The sequence below is a fragment of the Dyadobacter fanqingshengii genome (assembly GCF_023822005.2).
Classification (GTDB): domain Bacteria; phylum Bacteroidota; class Bacteroidia; order Cytophagales; family Spirosomataceae; genus Dyadobacter; species Dyadobacter fanqingshengii.
On the sequence record NZ_CP098806.1, the window covers coordinates 4,803,226 to 4,823,268 of the forward strand.

The following is a 20,043-nucleotide window of genomic DNA, read 5'->3' on the forward strand; positions in this document are numbered from 1 at the left end:
TTTTCGCAAAAATATAAAAAACCAAAAATGAATTGGTTATAAATTATTTCAATACATCCTCAGATTGGGGGAAAATCGGGTTATTATAAATGTTAACGCCATTGTAATCCTGCTTGACAGGCACCTGGGTCACAAAATTTCTGTGATAAGGCAAAGCTTGCTCGGTTGAATAATGGCATACAAAAGATTTTCTTGTTTGTTCGGGGTTGGTGATCATCGACCCGCCGTGTGCGAGGGCCGCGTGCCAGATCAGCACATCTCCTTTTTTAATTAATAGCGTTTCCCTTGGATATTGATGCTCTGCGCAGGTTTGATCTAAATATTGGGCAAATTCAAGCGGGCTTTTTGTAGAATCTTTTTTAAATAAAATGCCGCTCCCAAAGTTAAATTTCGGCATTTTGTGCGAGCCAATGTAATAGTAAAGCGGCCCCGAATCAATTTTAATGTCTTCCAAAGCAATCCAGGCTGCTGCCAGATGACTCGGAATTTTAGCTGTAACCCACGGAAAATCCTGATGCGTAGGCTGCTGACTTCCATACATAAAAACCAGACTTTGCATCACTACAATCTTCTGATTGAATATTGCTTCCAGAAATGAAACGATGTAAGGGTGCGTCATCAACTTTTTCCCCGCAACGGAAGAATTATGGAAGTCGTTGATCTTCACATATTTGCCCAGCAATGCTTCTTTGGGGAATTCCTTGATATTACGCTCCTGATTGGGTTTGAATTCGTCCAGATCAATGCGGACGGAGAGATCATATTTATCCGGGTTTTGAACCAGCTTTTGAAAGTCGCCCCAGAAATTATCAATCATTGCTTCCGGGATAATCTTTTCCAGCACAACGTAACCATTTTGTTCCCAGTTTCTTAGCTTATCCGCCATATCATATGGAACATCGTAACGAGGCGGATTCTTTTTCAAAAAACCGGCGATATCGGCGTTAGGTTTGTCAATCCAGGGAAGCGTCGCCTGATCAAATTCCTTAATCGGGAAATAATGATCTTTTATCGATTCTGCCTTGCGTAGGACGCGCTGAACAATGCTCATAATTTAATGGGTTAGATAAAATGACGTTTACCAAATATAATCAAAACCACTTCTGTTCACCGAGCAAATGTGTCACCGTTACTAACTACTTATTAAACGTGCAGGTGCTGTTGTCGGGATATTTGTAATAGGACTTGTAATTGGTTGCCTTTGGGTTCATACATCCTTTCAGATTCAACAATTGAATGTTCCTGAAATCGATAGGGTGGCTTTCGGCCTGCAATGCAATGTAACCACTGCCCAGTGGCGTATTGTCTTTGCGGATCCAATCGTCTTCACTGCCCACTTTACCGTCCTTAAAAGTATGATCTTTACCCACATAACCGCCGCCAATTTTTGGATTGGTGAATGTCAAAACTGTATCGCCTTCGATCATATGATAAACAATAGAGTCGCCCAGCACAATTGCCTCCGCAGTAACCCATTGGTCGCCATTATATGTTTTGGAAGTAGAATTGATGCAATGCGCCTGATCAACTTTGCCATTGATCTCGACTATGGTTCCGGGTGTGCAAAGATTGCCGGTTGTGCGTTCGCCAGCATTTAAGCCGCCCAAATACTGCATTTCCAAAGAAATAGGGAAATCCTGATCCAGACCTAAGCTCGCCGCCGATTGAGAATGCAGCATAATGCCGCTATTACGTACATTCCAGGAAGCACCACCCGGCACCTGATTGCCAGTGAAGCGATATTGAAGTCGGATTTTATAATGAGAAAAGGGCTTGTTATAATACATATGCCCATATTCCGTCGTGAACTTATCGTATTCCTTGTAGTTCACCCGGATCATGTTGTCCTCAACAATGAATGTGTTTTTATGATTATCATTCACCTTATGCCCCGCAATCTTAATGTCCCAGCCCGTCAGGTCCTTGCCATTGAACAGAGATTGCCATTCTTCCTTGTCCGCGGCTTTTTGAGCGAAAGACGTAAGAGAAATAAATGATAAGAATAGAAGACACAGATTTTTGAACATTTGCTTTTTGTTGAAATTTTTTAATGCCACAAATGCACGAATTTCCACGAATAATTAGTGAAGATTCGTGTATCCGTGGCATAACTTCAAAGCACCAACCGCTTATATTCTAACTTACCTCTCGCAAAATTAACAAGCAATCCAAGATTGTTTCCGGAAACCTTCAAATAATTAATAGTCTGAGCAATGTGCTCATCAGTTAGTACAGTGACGCATTTTACTTCAAGAATTATGGAATCGAAAACCACAAAGTCAGCCCAAAACTTGTGTTTGAGCAGAATGCCTCTGAAATAAACAGGGTACTCTTTCTCTCGTTCAAAGTACATGTCTGCCTGGTTAAAAAGGATCTCCAATGCATCCTTGTAAACAATTTCCAGAAATCCATGTCCTAATTCATTGTGCACTTCCATACATTTGCCAATGATCTGATACGATTCTTCCTTGTAATATAACTCCATGCTAATGATAGGTTTGGTTAACAATCATTAGACGGAATAAGAGAAAAAAAGTAACTATGAAAGATAAACGCCTGATCCCGGAAACGCTGCAAGCTGCTTACAGGGAGTTCTCAACATTGCAAAGCGAAGAAGAAAAAAAATGACTTTTTTAAAAAAATGACCCGGGACGAAAACCAATTCGCCCCGGGTATATTGGAAATGCATATCAAAGAAGGCCTTAGTACCCTATCCGACCGTGTTGATGTACTTCTAAAAAAAGTAAAACAACCAGTTTAGTTATCTGCCTCTTCTTTTACTTTTCGGTTTAGGAGAAGAAGCCGAAGAAGTCGTTTTCCGACTCCTGCCTGACGATCGCGATTCACGCGATTCTCTTTGGCGCTTGTCCCTATCGCCACCAGAACCATTATTATTCCGCATCGGCGAAGGGATAGTCCCTGCCAAATATAGGTCCATACTTCTTCTGGCAAGGTTTGTGTCTTTTACCTTCACCTTAACCTTTTCTCCAAAAGTGTAAATCTTCTTGGTGCGCTGGCCGATGATTCGGTAATTTTCCTTATCAAGCTCGTAGTAATCGTCGCCCAGATCCGTCATACGGATCAGTCCTTCTGATGCGGTTTCGGTAATTTCAACAAAAATCCCAAACTCAGTAACGCCTGTAACAATGCCGTCAAATTCTTGGTCTTTGTCCATCATACTCATGTACTCCACCTGCTTGTATTTAATCGAGGCCCTTTCGGCCTCGGCAGCGAGTCGTTCCCTTTCAGATGAATGCTTGGACGCATCTTCGTAACTGTCCCTGGGAACCGAGGCGCCGCCGTCCAGATAATGTTGCAAAAGCCTGTGCGCCATAACGTCCGGGTAACGGCGAATGGGCGATGTAAAATGCGAATAACGCTCAAATGCCAACCCAAAGTGGCCCAGATCCTCAACGCTGTAACGCGCCTTTGCCATCGTCCTTACAGCCAGTGACTCGATCAGGTTTTGCTCCGGCTTGCCTTCGACTTTGGAAAGCATGCTGTTCATGGATTTGGCAATTTTATTTTCCTCTTCCACTTCCAGTTTATAGCCTAGTTTGCCAACAAAGTTCGCAAATGTCTGCAGGCGATCCGTATCAGGCGCTTCGTGGACGCGGTAAATCATTGTATTTTTATTTTCGCCTTTTGAAAGCGAATACACGTATTCCGCAACGCGTTTATTGGCAAGCAGCATGAATTCCTCAATCAATTTGTTGGAATCGTGACGCTCTTTTTGATAAATCCCAAGCGGTTTTCCATTCTCATCCAGTCGGAAACGAACTTCCGGCGTTTCGAAATTGATCGCGCCATTTTTGAACCGTTCTTTGCGTAAAATCTTCGCCAACGTGTTCAATGTATGCAGCTCACGCGGATGATCTCCTTCTCCGGAATCCAGAACAGCCTGCGCTTCTTCATATGAAAACCGCCTGTCCGAGTGTATGATCGTCCTGCCAAACCATTCTTTCAGCACTTTGCCTTTTGGACTTAATTCAAAAATGGCTGAAAACGAAAGTTTATCTTCATTAGGTCTGAGCGAACATAGGTTATTGGAAAGCTTTTCAGGAAGCATTGGAACCGTCCGGTCTACCAGATAAACCGATGTAGCACGGCGATAAGCCTCTTTTTCCAGCTCAGTTCCTGGCAAAACATAATGCGAAACGTCCGCAATGTGAACGCCAACCTCAACCACGCCTTCATCCAGGTAACGCACGGAAAGCGCGTCGTCAAAGTCTTTGGCATCAACCGGGTCAATTGTAAACGTCAGGACATCACGAATGTCTTTGCGCTTCTTAATGTCCTTTTCTGAGATTTTATCCGGAATGCGCTGCGCCTCGGCTTCAACAGTTTCGGGGAAATGGTAAGGAAGCCCGAATTCCGCGAGAATAGCGTGCATTTCGACGTCATTATTTCCGGCTTTTCCTAAAACCTGAATAATTTCGCCTTCTGCCTGACTTCTCCTTGTTGGCCACTGCAAGACTTTTACAATAACCTTATCACCGTCCTGCGCTTCCTTAACCTCCTCTTTTTCAATATAAATCGGGTCAAAAAGCTTTTTGTTGTCCGGCTGGACAACTGCATAACGCGACGTAATTTCAATGATCCCGACAATCTCCGTCCCCGAGCGCTCCACAATTTCTGCAACGCGCCCTTCTACACGGCTCTTGCCCGAATCATTGCGACCGGATCTCGAATTACGGCTGCTTTTTGTCAGCGGCTGAACAGTAACAATGTCACCGTCCCAGGCGCCATTCAACATTTCGGATTCTATGTAGATGTCGTCTTCGCGGCCTTCAATGATTACGAATGCGAATGATTTGTTCACGCGGTCCACGCGCCCGGTAAGCCCTTTTTTTACCTCTTTATTCGGACCGGCAGAATAGCCGCCATTTTGATGCACAAGCCTTCCCGCCTCTTCCAGCTCATGAATAATTTCATTAATAAGCTGCTTAACCTTCTTATCCTCAACACCAAAGTGATCATGGACATCGAAAGGGCGGAAAGTGTGCTCACTGTTTAAATCGAAAAAAGCCGCAATGTCAGCTTTTAGATTGTCAATGTAGGAAACAATATGGTGAGGCGTTCTAACCTCTTTTTTATCATTGCCTTTGTTAATTTTTATTTTCTTGTCTTTCATTTATTCTATATATAAATGCTTTCACAAATGCGAAAGCGGGTTGCGAACAGCCTTTTTACTCTACCCGAGTTATATTTTGTGGCTGAACGGCTTTAAAACAATGTAATCTCAGATAAAGCTGTGCCAGCACGACCACATCTTCTCTGCAATATCGGCAAATTTTAGCCAGATCATTTTCTTCATAATAGACCTTGGTCACCTGGTCGCCGCTCATTTCGTTTTTGCTGCCGGGAATGTCAAAAACGGCTGCGAGCAAATCCAGTGAAGTGTAGCTTTTATAATCGCCGAATTTCCAAAGGTCCATTGTGTCCTGATGCAAAATTTCCCAGGGCTTTTTTCCCGAAATCTGTAAGGCCTTTGGGATTTCAATACAATGGATCAACATGCGGCGGCAAAGGAACGGGAAGTCAAATTCCTTGCCATTATGCGCACATAAAATGAGCTGGTCTGCCGGATATTTCTCTATTAATGCTTTGAATTGCAACAGGATATCAACCTCATTGTCGCTGGAAAAGCTGCCGACTTTGAATGAAAGTTCGTCTTTTTCATTCCAATAAAATGCGCCAAATGCAATGCAAACGATCTTGCCAAACTCTGAATAAATCGCGCCGCGGTCGTAGAAATAAGCCGCATTGGAGGTTTCATCATCTCCTTTTCTGAATGTCAGCGCCTTTTTGTCCCAAAGCTTTTGCATCCGCTCAGGAAGCTCGTCATAGGATGCAAACGAGGAAACAGTTTCAATGTCAAGCAACAAGAAGTTCTTGGCACGCTTTCTAAATTCTTCGGTCATAATGTGTGTTTTTGTATAAAAATCCTGCTATTCGTGCACCACGCCTTCCAAACCCAACGGGCTGATCTGGATCAGGTTATCTTCGATAATGCTGTCGGGCACGAAGATAAACTTTTTATCGTATATCTGATTTCCAATGAAATAGCTGACCCAAAATTCATTGTTCAGATGAAAAACTTCGGGCATAATCGGCTCCACAACAACATGTTCGCCTGCTTTTATCTCAGGGAAAAAATGTCTCAATGTCGACGTCCGCTGATCGGGATTGACGCCGGATTCGCCGCTGCCATAACCTTTTGAAGTAACAAAAACATTCGTAATCGGCTCCTGATTCCGGTTGATCACGATCACGTTCCATTCGTCCGCGCCTAAATCATTGATACTCCTTACAATCGCAACCTGTATGCCCTGAACCGGGTGAAATATGATGTCTTTTTTCATTAATTCTTTACTTACAGCTCCATTTGGAACAGTCCTGCTAAATGATTTTTTAATTTATCGGAAACTTCCTGCATATCCAAGTCCCTCCCCAATTCCGCCGCCATCGAAGTCACCGCTTTATCCTGAATGCCGCATGGTACAATGTTGCCAAAATAAGAAAGGTCCGTATTAACATTCAATGCAAAACCATGCATGGTAACCCACCGGCTCGATTTCACGCCTAATGCACAAATTTTCCTGGGATTTTTCTGCTCTTCAAAATCAAACCAGACACCCGTCAAACCGTTAATCCGACCGGCTTGCAGTCCATAGTCCGCCAAAGTCAGGATAATTGCCTCCTCCAAAGTCCGCATATAACGGTGGATATCCGTAAAAAAATTGTCCAGATCAAAAATCGGATAACCTACGATCTGGCCGGGCCCGTGATACGTAATATCTCCGCCGCGGTTGATTCTGTAATATTTCGCCTGTTTAGCCGCAAGATCGTCCTCACTAAGAAGCAGATGGTCCGCTTTTCCGCTTTTCCCGAGTGTGTAAACGTGCGGATGCTGGCAAAAAAGTAAATAATTGGGGGTTAAAAGCTGCTCGTCCGTTCCAAGATTCCGGTTTGCAGTTTTCACATTAATCGTCTCAGCAAAGATTTTTTCCTGATAATCCCAAGCCTCCTGATAATCAATCAGCCCCAGATCCTGAAAGTGAACGTGTTTATTGATGAGGGTATTCATTTAAAATTTGTGACCAAATTATTTTTCAACGTCTCAATGTAAGTGAGTCATTTCTTATTTAACACACTTTCACATATAAATTGTTCTTATGGCAGCACACAACGACCTCGGAAACTGGGGCGAAGATCAGGCAGCGGCGTTTCTTGCACAAAAGGGATTTGAGATAATCGAAAAAAATTATCGTAAAAGCCATTCAGAAATTGACCTGATCGTCAAAAAAGACAAAATGCTGATTTTCGTCGAAGTCAAAACGCGTAGCGGAACGGGTTTCGGGATGCCCGAGGAATTTGTGAATGTCACCAAAGCCAGCTTAATCATGCGCGCTGCGGAACATTACATTTTCGACAAAGATTGGATGTACGACATCCGCTTCGACATTGTCTCCATTCTCATCCAGCCCAATGGTCAGCCGGAGATCTATCATATTGAAGATGCTTTTTGTAAGTGAGTTGTTCATTAACAGAAACTATGGAAATATTTGATCCTGCCCACTTTGGACCGCCTCCGAAACAGCATATCAGCATTTGAAATCCTAGGACATTACTTTATTGGTCGATTGCTGCGGGAACTGCTAAGTAGAAAATCGCAAACCCCACATTTACAAAGTTATGGTTGAACAATCCCCTTACCATAACACAATGAACCATAACGCCTTAATGGATCGCAGGGAAATGATCAGGAAAAGTGCTTGGCTGGTGGCAGCGGCGGCTTCTCCGGTTGCTTGGCCGTTGCCCGTTCCGCGGTTTCAATTGGGTGCGTGCGATTGGTCTGTTGGTAAGAGCCTCAATCCCGAAGCATTTGATAGGGCTCAGCAAATTGGTTTACAGGGCATTCAGGTCAGCTATAACACCTCGAAAAATCCTAGTGGCCTTTCGGTTACTGATACTTTAAAAACTATAAAGGCTGCTTCTAAGCGGACGGGCGTGAAAGTTTCGAGCCTGGCGATTGGTGAGCTTAACCGCGTGCCATACAAGTCTGCTGAAATTGCTGAGGAATGGGTCTGGAATAGCGTGGATGCCGCTGCCGCGCTGGGTGTGGACGTCGTATTGCTTGCTTTTTTCTCTGATGGAGATCTTCGAAATGATGAGAAAGGCAAGAAAGCGGTCGTTGCGAAGCTCAGAAAAGTGGCGCCTCACGCCGAGAAAAAAGGGATCACATTAGGCATTGAATCTTATTTGACAGCTCAGGAACATTTGGATATGATTCAGGCTGTTGGCAGCAAGTCGGTGAAGGTTTACTACGATTTCAGAAATGCGGCGGACGCGGGTAATGACGTGTTTGAAGAGATCAAAATGCTGGGCAAAGAAATGATTTGCGAGCTGCACATGAAAGAAAATGGCCAAAAACTGGCGCAGGGAACAATGGACTGGCCGAAAATAGCCGAAGCCGTAAAAGATATTGGCTATTCCGGCTGGATGCAAATCGAGGGCGCGACGCCGCCCGGAGCTGACATCATTGAATGTTATACTGAAAACAGGAAATACCTCGAAGGATTATTTTCATTCAAATAACAAATGGCGGATTTCACTAAAACTTTCCCAAAAACACATTTAATCACAGGCTTTCTCTGCCTGATGCTGTCATTGGGCGCAATGCGTGTTAGCCGCAATAACGCGCATTCGCCTCAAAAAAGCGCATCAGCATTCGCATCGCAAGACGATTCCTCGCGCCTTTATCTCCCCGACGATCTGGAAGCGACCTTATGGGCGGAAGCGCCAATGCTCTATAATCCAACAAACATGGATATTGATGCAAAAGGCCGGGTATGGGTGACGGAAGCCGTCAATTATAGGGATTTCAACACAAAACCTGCGGAACGGCTGAGTCACAAGCAAAAAGGCGACCGGATTATGATCCTCGAAGACAAGGATGGCGATGGGAAAGCCGAATCTTCCAAAATATTTACAGAAGACACATTGCTCACAGCCCCATTGGGAATTGCGGTTATTGGCAATAAAATCATCGTTTCCTGCGCCCCAAACCTCATCATTTACACAGATTCAAATGGCGATGATAAGCCGGATAAGCGCGAAGTGCTGCTGACCGGATTTGGCGGTTTTGATCACGATCATTCGCTGCATTCTTTGGTTACAGGTCCGGATGGACGATATTATTTCAATACAGGAAACGCTGGGCCGCATAAAGTGACCGACAAAAGCGGCTGGACGTTGCGCAGCGGCAGTTTATATACAGGCGGAACGCCTTACAACAAAACAAATGAAGGAAATCAGAAATCCGATGACGGCCGAGTTTGGGTCGGCGGGCTGGCGTTGCGTTTGAACCCGGACGGGACCGGATTGAAAGTGCTGGGGCATAATTTCAGAAACAGTTACGAAGTTTGCCTCGACAGCTACGGCAATATGTGGCAAAATGATAATGACGATCAGGTGATTACGTGCCGCGTTTCATTTTTGCCGGAAAATGGAAATGCGGGTTATTTCTCGGCGGATGGCACGCGTTACTGGCAAGCGGATCGCCGGCCAGGGCAGGACATTTTCACCACGCACTGGCACCAGGATGACCCCGGCGTAATGCCAGCGGGTGATAATTCAGGCGCTGGATCGCCAACGGGCATTGTCTATTACGAAGGGGATGCATTGGGCAAAAATTATCGCGGAACATTGTTAAGCTGCGAAGCGGGCCGCAATGTAATTTTTGCTTATCAGCCAAAGGTGAATGGTGCCGGTTTTAATCTGGAACGACGGGATTTGATAAGCTCATTTCCACAAGCATCGGAGCGATATGAATGGTATGAAACCGATAATGACAGCCGTAAATGGTTTCGTCCGTCGGACATTGCAGTGGGGCCGGATGGCGCATTGTACATTGCGGATTGGTATGACCCTGTCGTGGGGGGGCATAGTATGAAGGATAAAAAGGGCTATGGCCGCATTTATCGCATTACGCCGAAGGGCAAGAAACTGACGGTTCCAAAACTGGACCTTTCGACCACAAATGGCTTGATAAACGCTTTAAAAAATCCAGCGGTAAATGTGCGGGCTTTGGGTTTTGATGGTTTGAAAAGCAAAGGTGATGCAGCGTTAACAGACGTCAAAAAATTGCTCCATGCTGAAAACCCTTTTCACCAGGCGAGAGCAGTTTGGCTGATGGCACAACTGGGAAATAATGGTAAGAGTGAAGTAGTTAATCTCTTAAAGTCTGCCAACGCATCACATAGACTAACCGCTTTCAGAGCGCTGAAAGCCATTGGTGCTGAAAAAACGTATTTAGCACAAATGGCTAAGGATCAGGATGCTGCTGTTCGCCGGGAAGTGGCGATTGCGCTTCGGGATGTGCCGTTTGCAGAGGCGAAAGAAAGCATTGCAAGCCTCATTAAAATGTATGATGGCAAAGATGCATGGATGCTTGAAGCGATTGGGACTGCATCGGATGGCAAGGAGCAACAGGTTTATGCAATGGTTCGGGAAGCATATCCTGGGGAGCCGATCAATTTTCCGCCGCAGCGAGCCAATTTGGCCTGGCGTTTGCATCCGGTTGAGGTGATTGATGAAATGAAAGCACGCGCCGAAGCTTCAAAAGTGACTGTCGCTGAACGACGCAAGGCGCTCACAGCCATTGGTTTTATCAAAGAAAAAAAGGCAGCGGAGGTCATGATCGCATTGTCAAAATCTGCCCTTCCTGACGTTGCTTCGCTTGCGGCGTGGTGGGTGAACTTCCGGAAAAACAATGATTGGGCGGACCTGATCAATTGGGAAGAGGCAGTCGCCCAGGAAATGACGCCGGGTTACAGGCAAATGTTGGAAAATAAGAAAATCGTTGTGGATAAAAAGCAAACTTTCCCAACAAGAATTGAAACTGCAAAAAAGATGGCGGCTGATGAAAATGGAGGCAATATGCTCGTGGATATGCGTGTGCAGGGACAATTGCCCGACAGCATTGCACAATCCGTGAGTGACATTATCTTCAAAAATCCCGATCAGAATGTGCGTATTGTGGCCAGCCAGTTTTTTCCAAAAAATGGAAAGGTTTTGAAAACGGATTTCATAGCCAGAATGAGCCCTAATGTCTCTCACGGTGAAAAGTTATTTGCAAACAACTGTGAAGCCTGTCACAAACATGGTGCGAAAGGAGCCGAAATCGGGCCTGATTTAACATTAATACATAAGAAATTCGATAAAACAGGGCTTTTGGACGCCATCGTAAATCCATCGGCCAGCATGGTTTTTGGTTACGAAAGCTACACCATTGTCACAAAGAGCGGAGAAACTCTTTTCGGCTTTCTGATGAGCGATGGCGCAAATGTGGTTTTAAAAGATGCTGTCGGACAGCAACATGCTATCAAAGCGGATCAGATCAAGAGCAGGGAAAAAATGGCATCATCTTTAATGCCTGAACCAACTGCATTAGGCCTTAATGAGCAGGATCTGGCCGATTTGACGGGTTATTTAATGCAATTCAAATGATCATTTAAAGCCCTTTCTGGAAGTTTTTCCTGTAATTCAATGGGCTCATTTTCATGCGTCTTTTGAAAAGTTTATAAAAATGAGAAACATCCCCAAAGCCACTATCGAAAGAAATTTCTGACACAGGCCGATCGGTGGAAAGCAATTGCTGCACGGCAAAATTGATCCGGTAATCGATCACCGTGTCCAGGAAGGTTTTGTTTGTAACCCTTTTGAAATACTTACAAAAGGCATTGGGCGACATATTTACAACCGCCGCCACCTCATTCAGCACAATGTCGTTCCTGAAATTGTCCACAATGTAGCCCAGCGCAGCATTAATACGGTCTTTATTGCTGTTAATCTGCGTCGCCACAACGCCGTCCTGATCCAACAGCACAAATTCTTTGGACGCGGCGAGGTCTTCCAGAATATCCAGCAACAGCCACATTTTTCGAAATGAGTTTTCTTCAAGAGCCAGAACGCTCATTTTCCTGCTGATCTCTTTGGCCGTCTTTCCAATAAAATGAATGCCGTGTGCACTGATTTTTAGCAGATTACGAATGTCAGACAATTCGGGGCGATCGAAAAATCCGTTGCCCAGAAAGTTCTTGTCAAACTGCGCTACGACGGATTTGGCATGAAAGCCAGGCATTGAAATGCTTTCAGATTTCCAGGAATGGGGCAGATCAGAGCCTAGCAACACCAGGTCGCCTGAATCAAAATCGGCCATTTGCTTGCCGACGTAACGTTTTCCTTTGCCTTTCAGGATCAATGTGAGCTCAAATTCCGGATGAAAATGGTAAGGCACGTCGAACTTTTCCAGCGTGAATGAATTAACCAGAAAAGAAGCATCAGACCCGGAATTGATGGTCTCAAATAAAGCTTTTATCATCGACTATTTTATTCGGAACGGTTTTGAAAAAATAAAAATAGATAATATTCACCATTAAATATCCATTATCAGCCTAACCATCAAACATGAAAGAACCGAAATTTGAAATTGATTATTCCTAAACTCTTAAAAATTCTATGGCAACCTTAACTGCTCCCGACCTGGCTGATTTTAAGGCTGTTTCTGAAATGCAGATTAATAGTTTCAGAGGAAACGGTCATGTGTTGATCCCAGGCGTGCTGAACGAGGCGGAAGTGTCTCATTATCGGGGCGTTATCAACAGCGCTGCAACGAAATTCAACACGGAAAAGCGGAAATTGGAAGACAGGGACACGTATGGAAAGGCTTTTTTGCAGATCACCAATCTGTGGGAAGTGGATGAAAACGTGAAAGCTTATGCGCTTGCCAAACGCTTCGGGAAAATTGCGGCGGATCTGCTGGGCGTTGAGAATGTCAGAATTTACCACGACCAGGCTCTGTACAAGGAGCCTGGCGGTGGGTTTACACCGTGGCACCAAGACCAATATTACTGGCCTGTCGACACCAGTAACACCATTACCATGTGGATGCCGCTGATCGACATAGATGTGGATATGGGTATGCTCACATTTGCGTCAGGGTCGCACCAAGCCGGTTTTGTAGAAAATGTGCCGATTTCGGATGAATCGGAGGCAATGCTCGAAAAATTTATTCAGGACAAAGGTTTCAAAATCGCCCGCGCGCAAACCATGAAAGCGGGCGACGCAACCTGGCATTACGGCTGGACATTGCATTCAGCGCCGGGAAATAAATCCAGAGACATCATGCGGGAAGTAATGACCGTCATTTTTATAGCCGACGGCGCCAAAGTAACCGAGCCTAAAAACAAGCATCAGGAAGCCGACCGCCAGCGCTGGATGTGCGGCTTACCAGCCGGCAGCGCTTTAAATTCTCCACTCAATCCATTGATCCTCTAAGAAAAATATTTGATGAGGCAGCATTAGAAATGTGCCGGACAGAGGCTTAAACGTTTTAGGGTTTAAAAAGTCGCTTCATGGATCAAGACACCATTTCAGCATTTCGAATGCAATTAAAGCCGGGCAACGAGGCAGAATACAAAAAACGCCATGACGAAATCTGGCCGGAACTGGCTGAATTACTTAAAAACGCGGGCATTAAGGAATATTATATTTTTCTGGATCCGGTCACGCTGGCACTTTTTGCATTTCAAAAAAAGGGAAGCAACGATCAAACAGCAGGCCTCTCTTCTTTACCCATTATGAAAAAATGGTGGGACTATATGGCTGATTTAATGGAAGTTAATGACGATAATTCACCGAAAACGGTTTCTTGTCCAGAAGTTTTCCGGTTATAAATGTTATCCTAATCCTTAACCCTCCATGCTGCAAATCCTTTTACAGTCGTCGTCCTGGGCGCTTTTTGTTGGTAGATTTCATCCCGTGCTTGTGCATTTGCCCATCGGGTTTTTGCTGATCGCTGCACTGCTCGAAATCGGACGGCGCACGGGCAAGGTTTCGGTTAGTGAGGGAACTGTCTCTTTTATTCTTTTTTGGTCAGCCATAAGTGCCACTTTTGCGTGCATTGCGGGATATTTATTGTCATTGGGAGGCGGTTACGATGCTGACTTGCTGAGTGACCATATGTGGCAGGGCATAGGCGTTGCTGTTTTTGCATGGATTGCCTGGCTTGTAAAGTCGGATCGCTTTCAGCGTGTAATCCCTTTTAGTTCAATGATTTATTTGCCTGCATTTGCCATAGCAACATTGTTATTGCTTTCTGCAGGACACGACGGCGGGTCACTTACGCATGGCGAAGAATATTTGACCCAATATACGCCGGAACCATTCCGAAGCCTTGCGGGAATGTCACCGGCCAAAGAAGCAATCACGGAAATCAAGCCATTGGCCGACGTCAACCAGGCACTGGTTTACAAGGATGTGGTGCGGCCGATCCTGGAAATGCGGTGCGTGCAATGCCACAATGAAAGCAAGCAAAAAGGCGATTTAAGAATGGATCAGCTGGCATTGTTAATAAAAGGAGGCGAAGGCGGACCCGCATTTGTTGCCGGAAAAAGCGCCGAAAGCGATATGATCAAGCGCTGCCTGCTTCCCGAAAACGACGACGACCATATGCCGCCAAAAGGCAAGCCTCAATTGACAACAGATCAGATCACATTAATTTCCTGGTGGATCGATCAGGGAGCGCCTGCCGATAAGAAAGTGGCCGAACTGACTATTTCCGAACAAGTGAAGCCTGCTTTGGCTGTATTAGGAACGGGTGGAGCGGGCAATGCCGCAGCAAAAAGCACAGTTTCCGCCATTCAGAATGTCAAGGTCCCGGCAGCAAATGAAAAAGATGTAGATGCGCTAAGAAAAGCCGGACTGATTGTAAACGCATTGGCTCAAGATCAGAACTTACTGGAAGTCAGCGCGGTAAATGCGCCTAATTTTAGCGATAAGGATATGGCTTTACTCGCACCGGTGGCTCAGCAAATTGCCTGGCTGAAATTGGGCGACACCAAGATAACAGACGCTGCATTGAAAGAATTGCCAAAGCTTAAAAATCTCAATAAACTGCATTTGGAGCACACAGGTGTAACCGATGCGGGCATTGCAAATTTGAAAAGCCTGCCTTTGCTGGAATACATTAATCTGGTGGATACGAAGGTTGGCGACGCCGGGCTCAGGGAAGCGGCAACATTTAAAGGGCTTCGTTCCGTTTACGTTTGGCAGTCGGCCGTGACGGATTCCGCTGTGAGTGAGGTGAGTAGAAAGAATCCGAATCTTCTGGTCGTGAGTGGTTTTAATGAAGCAGCTGTTGCAGCATTTTTGAAAGCAGGGGACACAACCGCAATAAAGGCAAAATCAAAGGCACCATAATTGCAATGTTGCAATCTTATTTTTTCTAACTTGCATCCTTGTAATCCGCCGAAAATATGAAAAACACACACTTCCTGATCGCCAGGGAGGAATCTGATGTCCGGACCTTGTTCCTGGGCGCTTTTATCGCGCATATTGATGGCCGCAAGGCAACTTCTCTCAAAGACTTTTACGAAGAAATTTCAACAGCCATGCATTTCCCCGAGTATGATGGGAAAAACCTGGATGCGCTGGACGAAATGTTGAATGATCTGGAATGGATCAAGGAACAAAAAGTGATTATATATATTGAAAATTCGGCTGATTGGCTCGCAAAGGAGAAATCGGAAGAAAAACTGTTGTCTGTAATCGACATTCTGGACGCGACTGCTGAGGATTGGAAATGGATGGACGAGGAAGAAGAAAATACGCCTAAAAAAGAATTGCAAATCATTTTTCATGATTCGGAGCGTATCCGGGCATTGCTGGAAGAGCAGGAAATTCCTTATTGGGTTTTAAGCTGAGTTACATCACGCTTCCACTGCACATAACCGCCGACAGCCAATGCGAGAAAGACGGCATATAAAATTGCCGTAAGATGCAGGTCTTTGTAAAAATACATGACCACGTAACAAGCATCCGCAATAATCCATAACACCCAATTTTCCAGATACTTGCGCGCCATCATCCATTGGCCGATCAGGCTGGCAACGGTTAATGCCGAATCGGCGTAGGTAAGGCTCGCGTCGGTAAATTTTCCCAATAAAAATCCCCAGGAAGCAGTTACTACGATAAAAATCAGTCCAAAAATGGGATACATCCGAACAGGCATCCGTGTTACATTGATCCCGTCATGATTTTTACCACCAAATTTCCACATCCACCAGCCGTAAATGCTTGTCAGGAAATAGTAGCCTTGCAAGCCCGTGTCGGCATAAAGCCTCACTTGCCAGAAAACAATGGCATATAGTACAGCATTAATAATCCCGAAAAACCATCCCCACACATTCTGCTGTGTATTCAGGTAAACGCAGATCGCCCCCGTGATAAAGCCCAGTATTTCAAGCCATGTTGTAGCAATGCCGGCTAATGAAATGGTTTGATTGAGCCAATCGGTCATAGATTTTTACGCTTTCAATGATTATTTGGCTAATATATTCCAAAATATCCAGCTCCCGGCCGATTAACAATTTTGTAATTTGCCGTGTTCTGTGATTCAAGTTACTTTTGTATCGGATGGCTGCGGCAAACATTTTGTGGCAAACATTTTGTGGCAAACATTTTGTATAAAACCGTTGTTATTCTAAAATGCCGGTCAGGGAAAATCCTGAAACGGCTTTTTGCATTTGTATTCACGTAGCGAACCACCGCTTTATTACTATATATAATTGGAAGTTAAAGACTTACTAACATTGTATAAAGGAGACAGTTATCTGGACATCCTGAGTACACAAATTGCCTCGAAAGATCCGGAAGCGGCACATGTTCAGATCAAAGGATTGGTTGGGAGCCTGGATGCAGTCGTTGCTGCATCTATTCAGGACAAGAAGAAAAGTCCGGCCGTTTACGTTTTGAGCGACAGGGAAGAGGCAGCCTATTTTCAGAATGACTTGCAGAATCTGATCGGCAAAACGGAAGTTTTATTTTACCCAACTTCTTACAAACGGCCTTATCATTACGAAGAGGTGGACAATGCCAATGTGCTGATGCGCGGCGAAATCCTCAACAAGCTCAGTGCCAGCAAGTCTGTCCCTACGCAAATTGTCACTTATCCCGAAGCATTGTTTGAAAAAGTGATTAACAAACGATCGCTGAAAGCCAACACATTCTCTGTTAAAGTTGGGGAAAAACTCGATCCGTCGTTCCTGACTGAATTTTTGACGAGTTACGGTTTCGAAATCACTGATTTTGTTTTCGAAGCAGGGCAGTTTTCGGTTCGTGGGGGGATTTTGGATGTGTTTTCATTCGCTAACGAGCATCCATTCCGCATCGAATTGTTTGGGGATGAGGTTGAAAGCATTCGTTCTTTTGACCCGGATACCCAGCTTTCGCTTGAAACGGCGAAGCAGATCAACATTGTGCCGGATATTCAGCAAAAGCTTTCGCATGAAACGCGCGAGTCGTTCCTTAATTTCTTTGCGCCGGAAACGGTTTTATGGTTTAAGGATGCCGAGCTGACATTGGAAATCATTGAAAATTGTTTTGAAAAAGCAGAAAAGGCGCTTCAGGAAGTGACGGGCGGCGGCATTCAAATTGTTTCCAATCCGCAGGATCTTTACGAAACGCGCCGGGGATTTTTAAATCAGGTTAAGAAGTTCAAAACTGTTGAATTTGGTAAAAAGGGTTATTTCAAAACAGAGAGCAAGCTTCCCTATTCTTCCAAACCACAGCCTTCTTTTAATAAAGATTTCAAAAGACTGCTGGACGATCTTTCGGAGAATCAATCAAAAGGCTATGTAAACATTATCGTCGCCGAACAACCCAAGCAGCTGGATCGGCTTGAGAGGATTTTTGAAGATCTGGATCCGTTCGTAAAATTCCGCCCAATGCACATTTCGCTGCGGGAAGGCTTTGTGGATGATAATTTGAAGATCGTTTGCTACACAGATCACCAGATTTTTGCCCGTTTCCATAAATACAGGCTCAAAGAAAAATTCAGCAAATCAAAGGCGATCACGCTGAAAGAGCTCAAATCATTACATCCTGGTGATTTTGTAACCCACGTGGATTATGGAATTGGCCGGTTTGCAGGCATGGAGCGAAAAGATGTAAATGGTAAGGAGCAGGAGGCGATCCGGCTTATTTATCGGGACAATGATCTGCTTTACGTGAGTGTGCACAATCTGCACAAGATCGCGAAATATACGGGTAAGGAAGGCACGCCGCCCGCTATGAGCAAGTTGGGCTCAGGTGAGTGGGAGGCCAAAAAATCGAAGGTCAAGAAGCAGCTTAAAGACATTGCCCACGAGCTCATTGCATTGTACGCAAAACGCAGGCAGGCACCCGGATTTCCGTTCTCGCCCGACAATTATATGCAAGCCGAACTGGAATCTTCATTCATATATGAGGACACGCCCGATCAGGCCACTGCAACTGCGAATGTGAAAGAAGATATGGAAAAAGCGCATCCGATGGACAGGCTTGTGTGTGGGGATGTGGGTTTTGGTAAAACAGAAATCGCAATCCGGGCAGCATTCAAGTCGGTTTGCGATAGCAAGCAAGTGGCGGTTCTGGTTCCGACGACCATTCTGGCCATGCAGCATTTCAAAACATTCAGCGAGCGCCTGGCTGATTTCCCCGCAAAAGTGGGTTACATCAACCGTTTCAAATCTACAAAAGAGATCAAGGAAACGCTGAAACAAGCGGAGGAAGGTAAAATTGACATATTAATTGGCACACACCGCATTCTGAATAAGGATGTAAAATTCAAGGATCTGGGGCTGCTAATCGTTGATGAAGAGCAAAAATTTGGTGTAAAAGCCAAAGACCGGTTGAAGGAAATGCGGGTTAATGTGGACGTTCTGACATTGACGGCCACGCCAATTCCCCGAACATTGCATTTCTCGCTCATGGGCGCACGCGATCTTTCGGTGATTGCTACGCCGCCGCCTAACCGTCAGCCGGTTACTACGGAAGTGCATACATTCAGTGAAGAGTTTATCCGCGATGCGATCAGCTTTGAAGTGCAGCGCGGCGGACAGGTTTTCTTTGTCCATAATCGCGTGAATGACATTGAATCCATAGCAAACATTATCCTTCGCCTCGTTCCGGATGTGCGCATAGGCGTCGCACACGGGCAAATGGACGGCGATAAGCTGGAAAAAGTGATGGTCAGCTTCATTGAAGGCGACTATGACGTGCTGGTCTCGACCAACATTATTGAGTCAGGAATTGACATTGCCAATGCGAACACGATCATTATTAATTCCGCGCATATGTTCGGTTTATCGGATCTGCACCAGATGCGTGGTCGGGTAGGTCGTTCCAATAGAAAGGCATTTTGTTATTTGCTAACGCCTTCTGTTTCAACATTGGCAAGCGATTCGCGGAAACGTTTGCAGACATTGGAAGAATTCTCCGAACTGGGCGACGGTTTTAAAGTTGCTATGCGTGATTTGGACATTCGCGGGGCAGGAAACCTGCTGGGCGCGGAACAAAGTGGTTTTGTGAATGATCTGGGTTATGAATTGTATCACAAAATGCTGGATGAGGCGGTTCAGGAGTTAAAAAATAATGAATTTAAAGACTTGTTTTCGAACGCATTAGGCCTGCCTTCCAAACTGGTTCCGGATTGCCAGATCGAGACGGATTTTGCGACATTGATTCCGGATGATTATGTCAAGAATATTTCAGAAAGATTGTCGTTATATACCCGCCTTGACAACATCTCGACGGAAGATGAATTGGCCAAATTCGAGAAAGAGATTTTGGACCGGTTTGGCCCGATCCCTGCGGAGGTAGAAGATTTGCTGAAAATGGTCCGTTTGCGCTGGGAAGCAGAGCTTTTGCACTTTGAAAAATTAACTTTGAAGAGCAATACATTGAAAGGCTACTTCGTTACTTCGCAGAACGATGAATTCTTTCAGTCTCCGAAGTTCGGAATGGTGATTGATTATATTAAACAACACCCAAGAAAAATTGCTTTAAAAGACCAGAAAGGCAAGTTAATGCTCATATGCGAAGATATTAAAAGCATTGAACAAGCCAGGAAAGTCCTGATGGAGATGACTGGGTCGATATGACCTGATAATTGATTTTTAGTAAAAATTTCATTTCATTTCTTACATTTGCGATTTC

The 20,043-nt window shown here is 44.9% G+C and carries 17 protein-coding genes; 8 read left to right on the plus strand and 9 right to left on the minus strand.

The window, feature by feature from the left end; all coding sequences use genetic code 11:
- Positions 1-43: 43 nt before the first annotated feature.
- The 7 genes from NFI81_RS20055 to lipB form a co-directional block, all read right to left on the minus strand.
- Positions 44-1,051 carry a phytanoyl-CoA dioxygenase family protein gene (locus tag NFI81_RS20055; protein WP_234615336.1) on the minus strand — a complete coding sequence of 336 codons (1,008 nt, stop codon included), beginning with the start codon at positions 1,049-1,051 and terminating at the stop codon, positions 44-46.
- Between the two features lie 85 nt (positions 1,052-1,136).
- On the minus strand, positions 1,137-2,027 hold the full coding sequence (locus NFI81_RS20060; RefSeq protein ID WP_234615335.1) for a 3-keto-disaccharide hydrolase: 891 nt from the start codon (positions 2,025-2,027) through the stop codon (positions 1,137-1,139).
- Between the two features lie 86 nt (positions 2,028-2,113).
- Positions 2,114-2,485 carry a GxxExxY protein gene (locus tag NFI81_RS20065; protein ID WP_234615334.1) on the minus strand — a complete coding sequence of 124 codons (372 nt, stop codon included), beginning with the start codon at positions 2,483-2,485 and terminating at the stop codon, positions 2,114-2,116.
- Between the two features lie 276 nt (positions 2,486-2,761).
- Positions 2,762-5,134 (minus strand): ribonuclease R, encoded by a 2,373-nt coding sequence (gene rnr, locus NFI81_RS20070; RefSeq protein WP_234615333.1) that lies wholly within the window; start codon positions 5,132-5,134, stop codon positions 2,762-2,764.
- 55 nt (positions 5,135-5,189) lie between these two features.
- Positions 5,190-5,924: a 3'-5' exonuclease gene (locus NFI81_RS20075; protein ID WP_234615332.1), complete on the minus strand. Its 735-nt coding sequence runs from the start codon at positions 5,922-5,924 to the stop codon at positions 5,190-5,192.
- A 27-nt stretch (positions 5,925-5,951) separates the two neighbouring features.
- Positions 5,952-6,365, minus strand: coding sequence for a hypothetical protein (locus NFI81_RS20080; protein ID WP_234615331.1), 414 nt, complete (start codon positions 6,363-6,365; stop codon positions 5,952-5,954).
- A gap of 11 nt (positions 6,366-6,376) precedes the next feature.
- Positions 6,377-7,090, minus strand: a complete 714-nt coding sequence (lipB, locus tag NFI81_RS20085; RefSeq protein ID WP_234615330.1) for a lipoyl(octanoyl) transferase LipB — start codon at positions 7,088-7,090, stop codon at positions 6,377-6,379.
- Between the two features lie 88 nt (positions 7,091-7,178).
- Between lipB and NFI81_RS20090 the strand changes: the two genes are divergently transcribed.
- The 3 genes from NFI81_RS20090 (at position 7,179) to NFI81_RS20100 (ending at position 11,514) form a co-directional block, all read left to right on the plus strand.
- Positions 7,179-7,538 (plus strand): YraN family protein, encoded by a 360-nt coding sequence (locus tag NFI81_RS20090; protein ID WP_234615329.1) that lies wholly within the window; start codon positions 7,179-7,181, stop codon positions 7,536-7,538.
- 190 nt (positions 7,539-7,728) lie between these two features.
- Entirely contained in the window at positions 7,729-8,601 is an 873-nt protein-coding gene (locus NFI81_RS20095; RefSeq protein ID WP_234615328.1) for a sugar phosphate isomerase/epimerase family protein, read from the plus strand.
- 3 nt (positions 8,602-8,604) lie between these two features.
- Entirely contained in the window at positions 8,605-11,514 is a 2,910-nt protein-coding gene (locus NFI81_RS20100; protein WP_234615327.1) for a PVC-type heme-binding CxxCH protein, read from the plus strand.
- A gap of 4 nt (positions 11,515-11,518) precedes the next feature.
- Here NFI81_RS20100 and NFI81_RS20105 read toward each other — a convergent pair whose 3' ends face one another.
- A complete protein-coding gene (locus NFI81_RS20105; RefSeq protein ID WP_234615326.1) occupies positions 11,519-12,388 on the minus strand; it encodes an AraC family transcriptional regulator in 870 nt (289 codons plus the stop codon).
- 137 nt (positions 12,389-12,525) lie between these two features.
- Here NFI81_RS20105 and NFI81_RS20110 point away from each other — a divergent pair, with 137 nt between their 5' ends.
- From NFI81_RS20110 to NFI81_RS20125, 4 genes are all read left to right on the plus strand, one after another.
- A complete protein-coding gene (locus NFI81_RS20110) occupies positions 12,526-13,344 on the plus strand; it encodes a phytanoyl-CoA dioxygenase family protein (protein WP_234615325.1) in 819 nt (272 codons plus the stop codon).
- Between the two features lie 77 nt (positions 13,345-13,421).
- The gene (locus NFI81_RS20115; RefSeq protein WP_234615324.1) at positions 13,422-13,742 is read left to right on the plus strand and encodes an L-rhamnose mutarotase; all 321 of its coding nucleotides are present in this window, start codon (positions 13,422-13,424) and stop codon (positions 13,740-13,742) included.
- A 25-nt stretch (positions 13,743-13,767) separates the two neighbouring features.
- A complete protein-coding gene (locus NFI81_RS20120; protein ID WP_234615323.1) occupies positions 13,768-15,267 on the plus strand; it encodes a c-type cytochrome domain-containing protein in 1,500 nt (499 codons plus the stop codon).
- Positions 15,268-15,323: 56 nt separating this feature from the next.
- Positions 15,324-15,770, plus strand: coding sequence for a barstar family protein (locus NFI81_RS20125; protein ID WP_234615322.1), 447 nt, complete (start codon positions 15,324-15,326; stop codon positions 15,768-15,770).
- On the opposite strand, the gene pnuC is transcribed toward NFI81_RS20125, so the two are convergent.
- Positions 15,752-16,366: a nicotinamide riboside transporter PnuC gene (pnuC, locus tag NFI81_RS20130; RefSeq protein ID WP_234615321.1), complete on the minus strand. Its 615-nt coding sequence runs from the start codon at positions 16,364-16,366 to the stop codon at positions 15,752-15,754. The two genes, NFI81_RS20125 and pnuC, sit on opposite strands and share 19 nt — an antisense overlap.
- 268 nt (positions 16,367-16,634) lie before the next feature.
- Between pnuC and mfd the strand changes: the two genes are divergently transcribed.
- Positions 16,635-19,988 carry a transcription-repair coupling factor gene (gene mfd / locus NFI81_RS20135; RefSeq protein ID WP_234615320.1) on the plus strand — a complete coding sequence of 1,118 codons (3,354 nt, stop codon included), beginning with the start codon at positions 16,635-16,637 and terminating at the stop codon, positions 19,986-19,988.
- Positions 19,989-20,043: the final 55 nt, after the last annotated feature.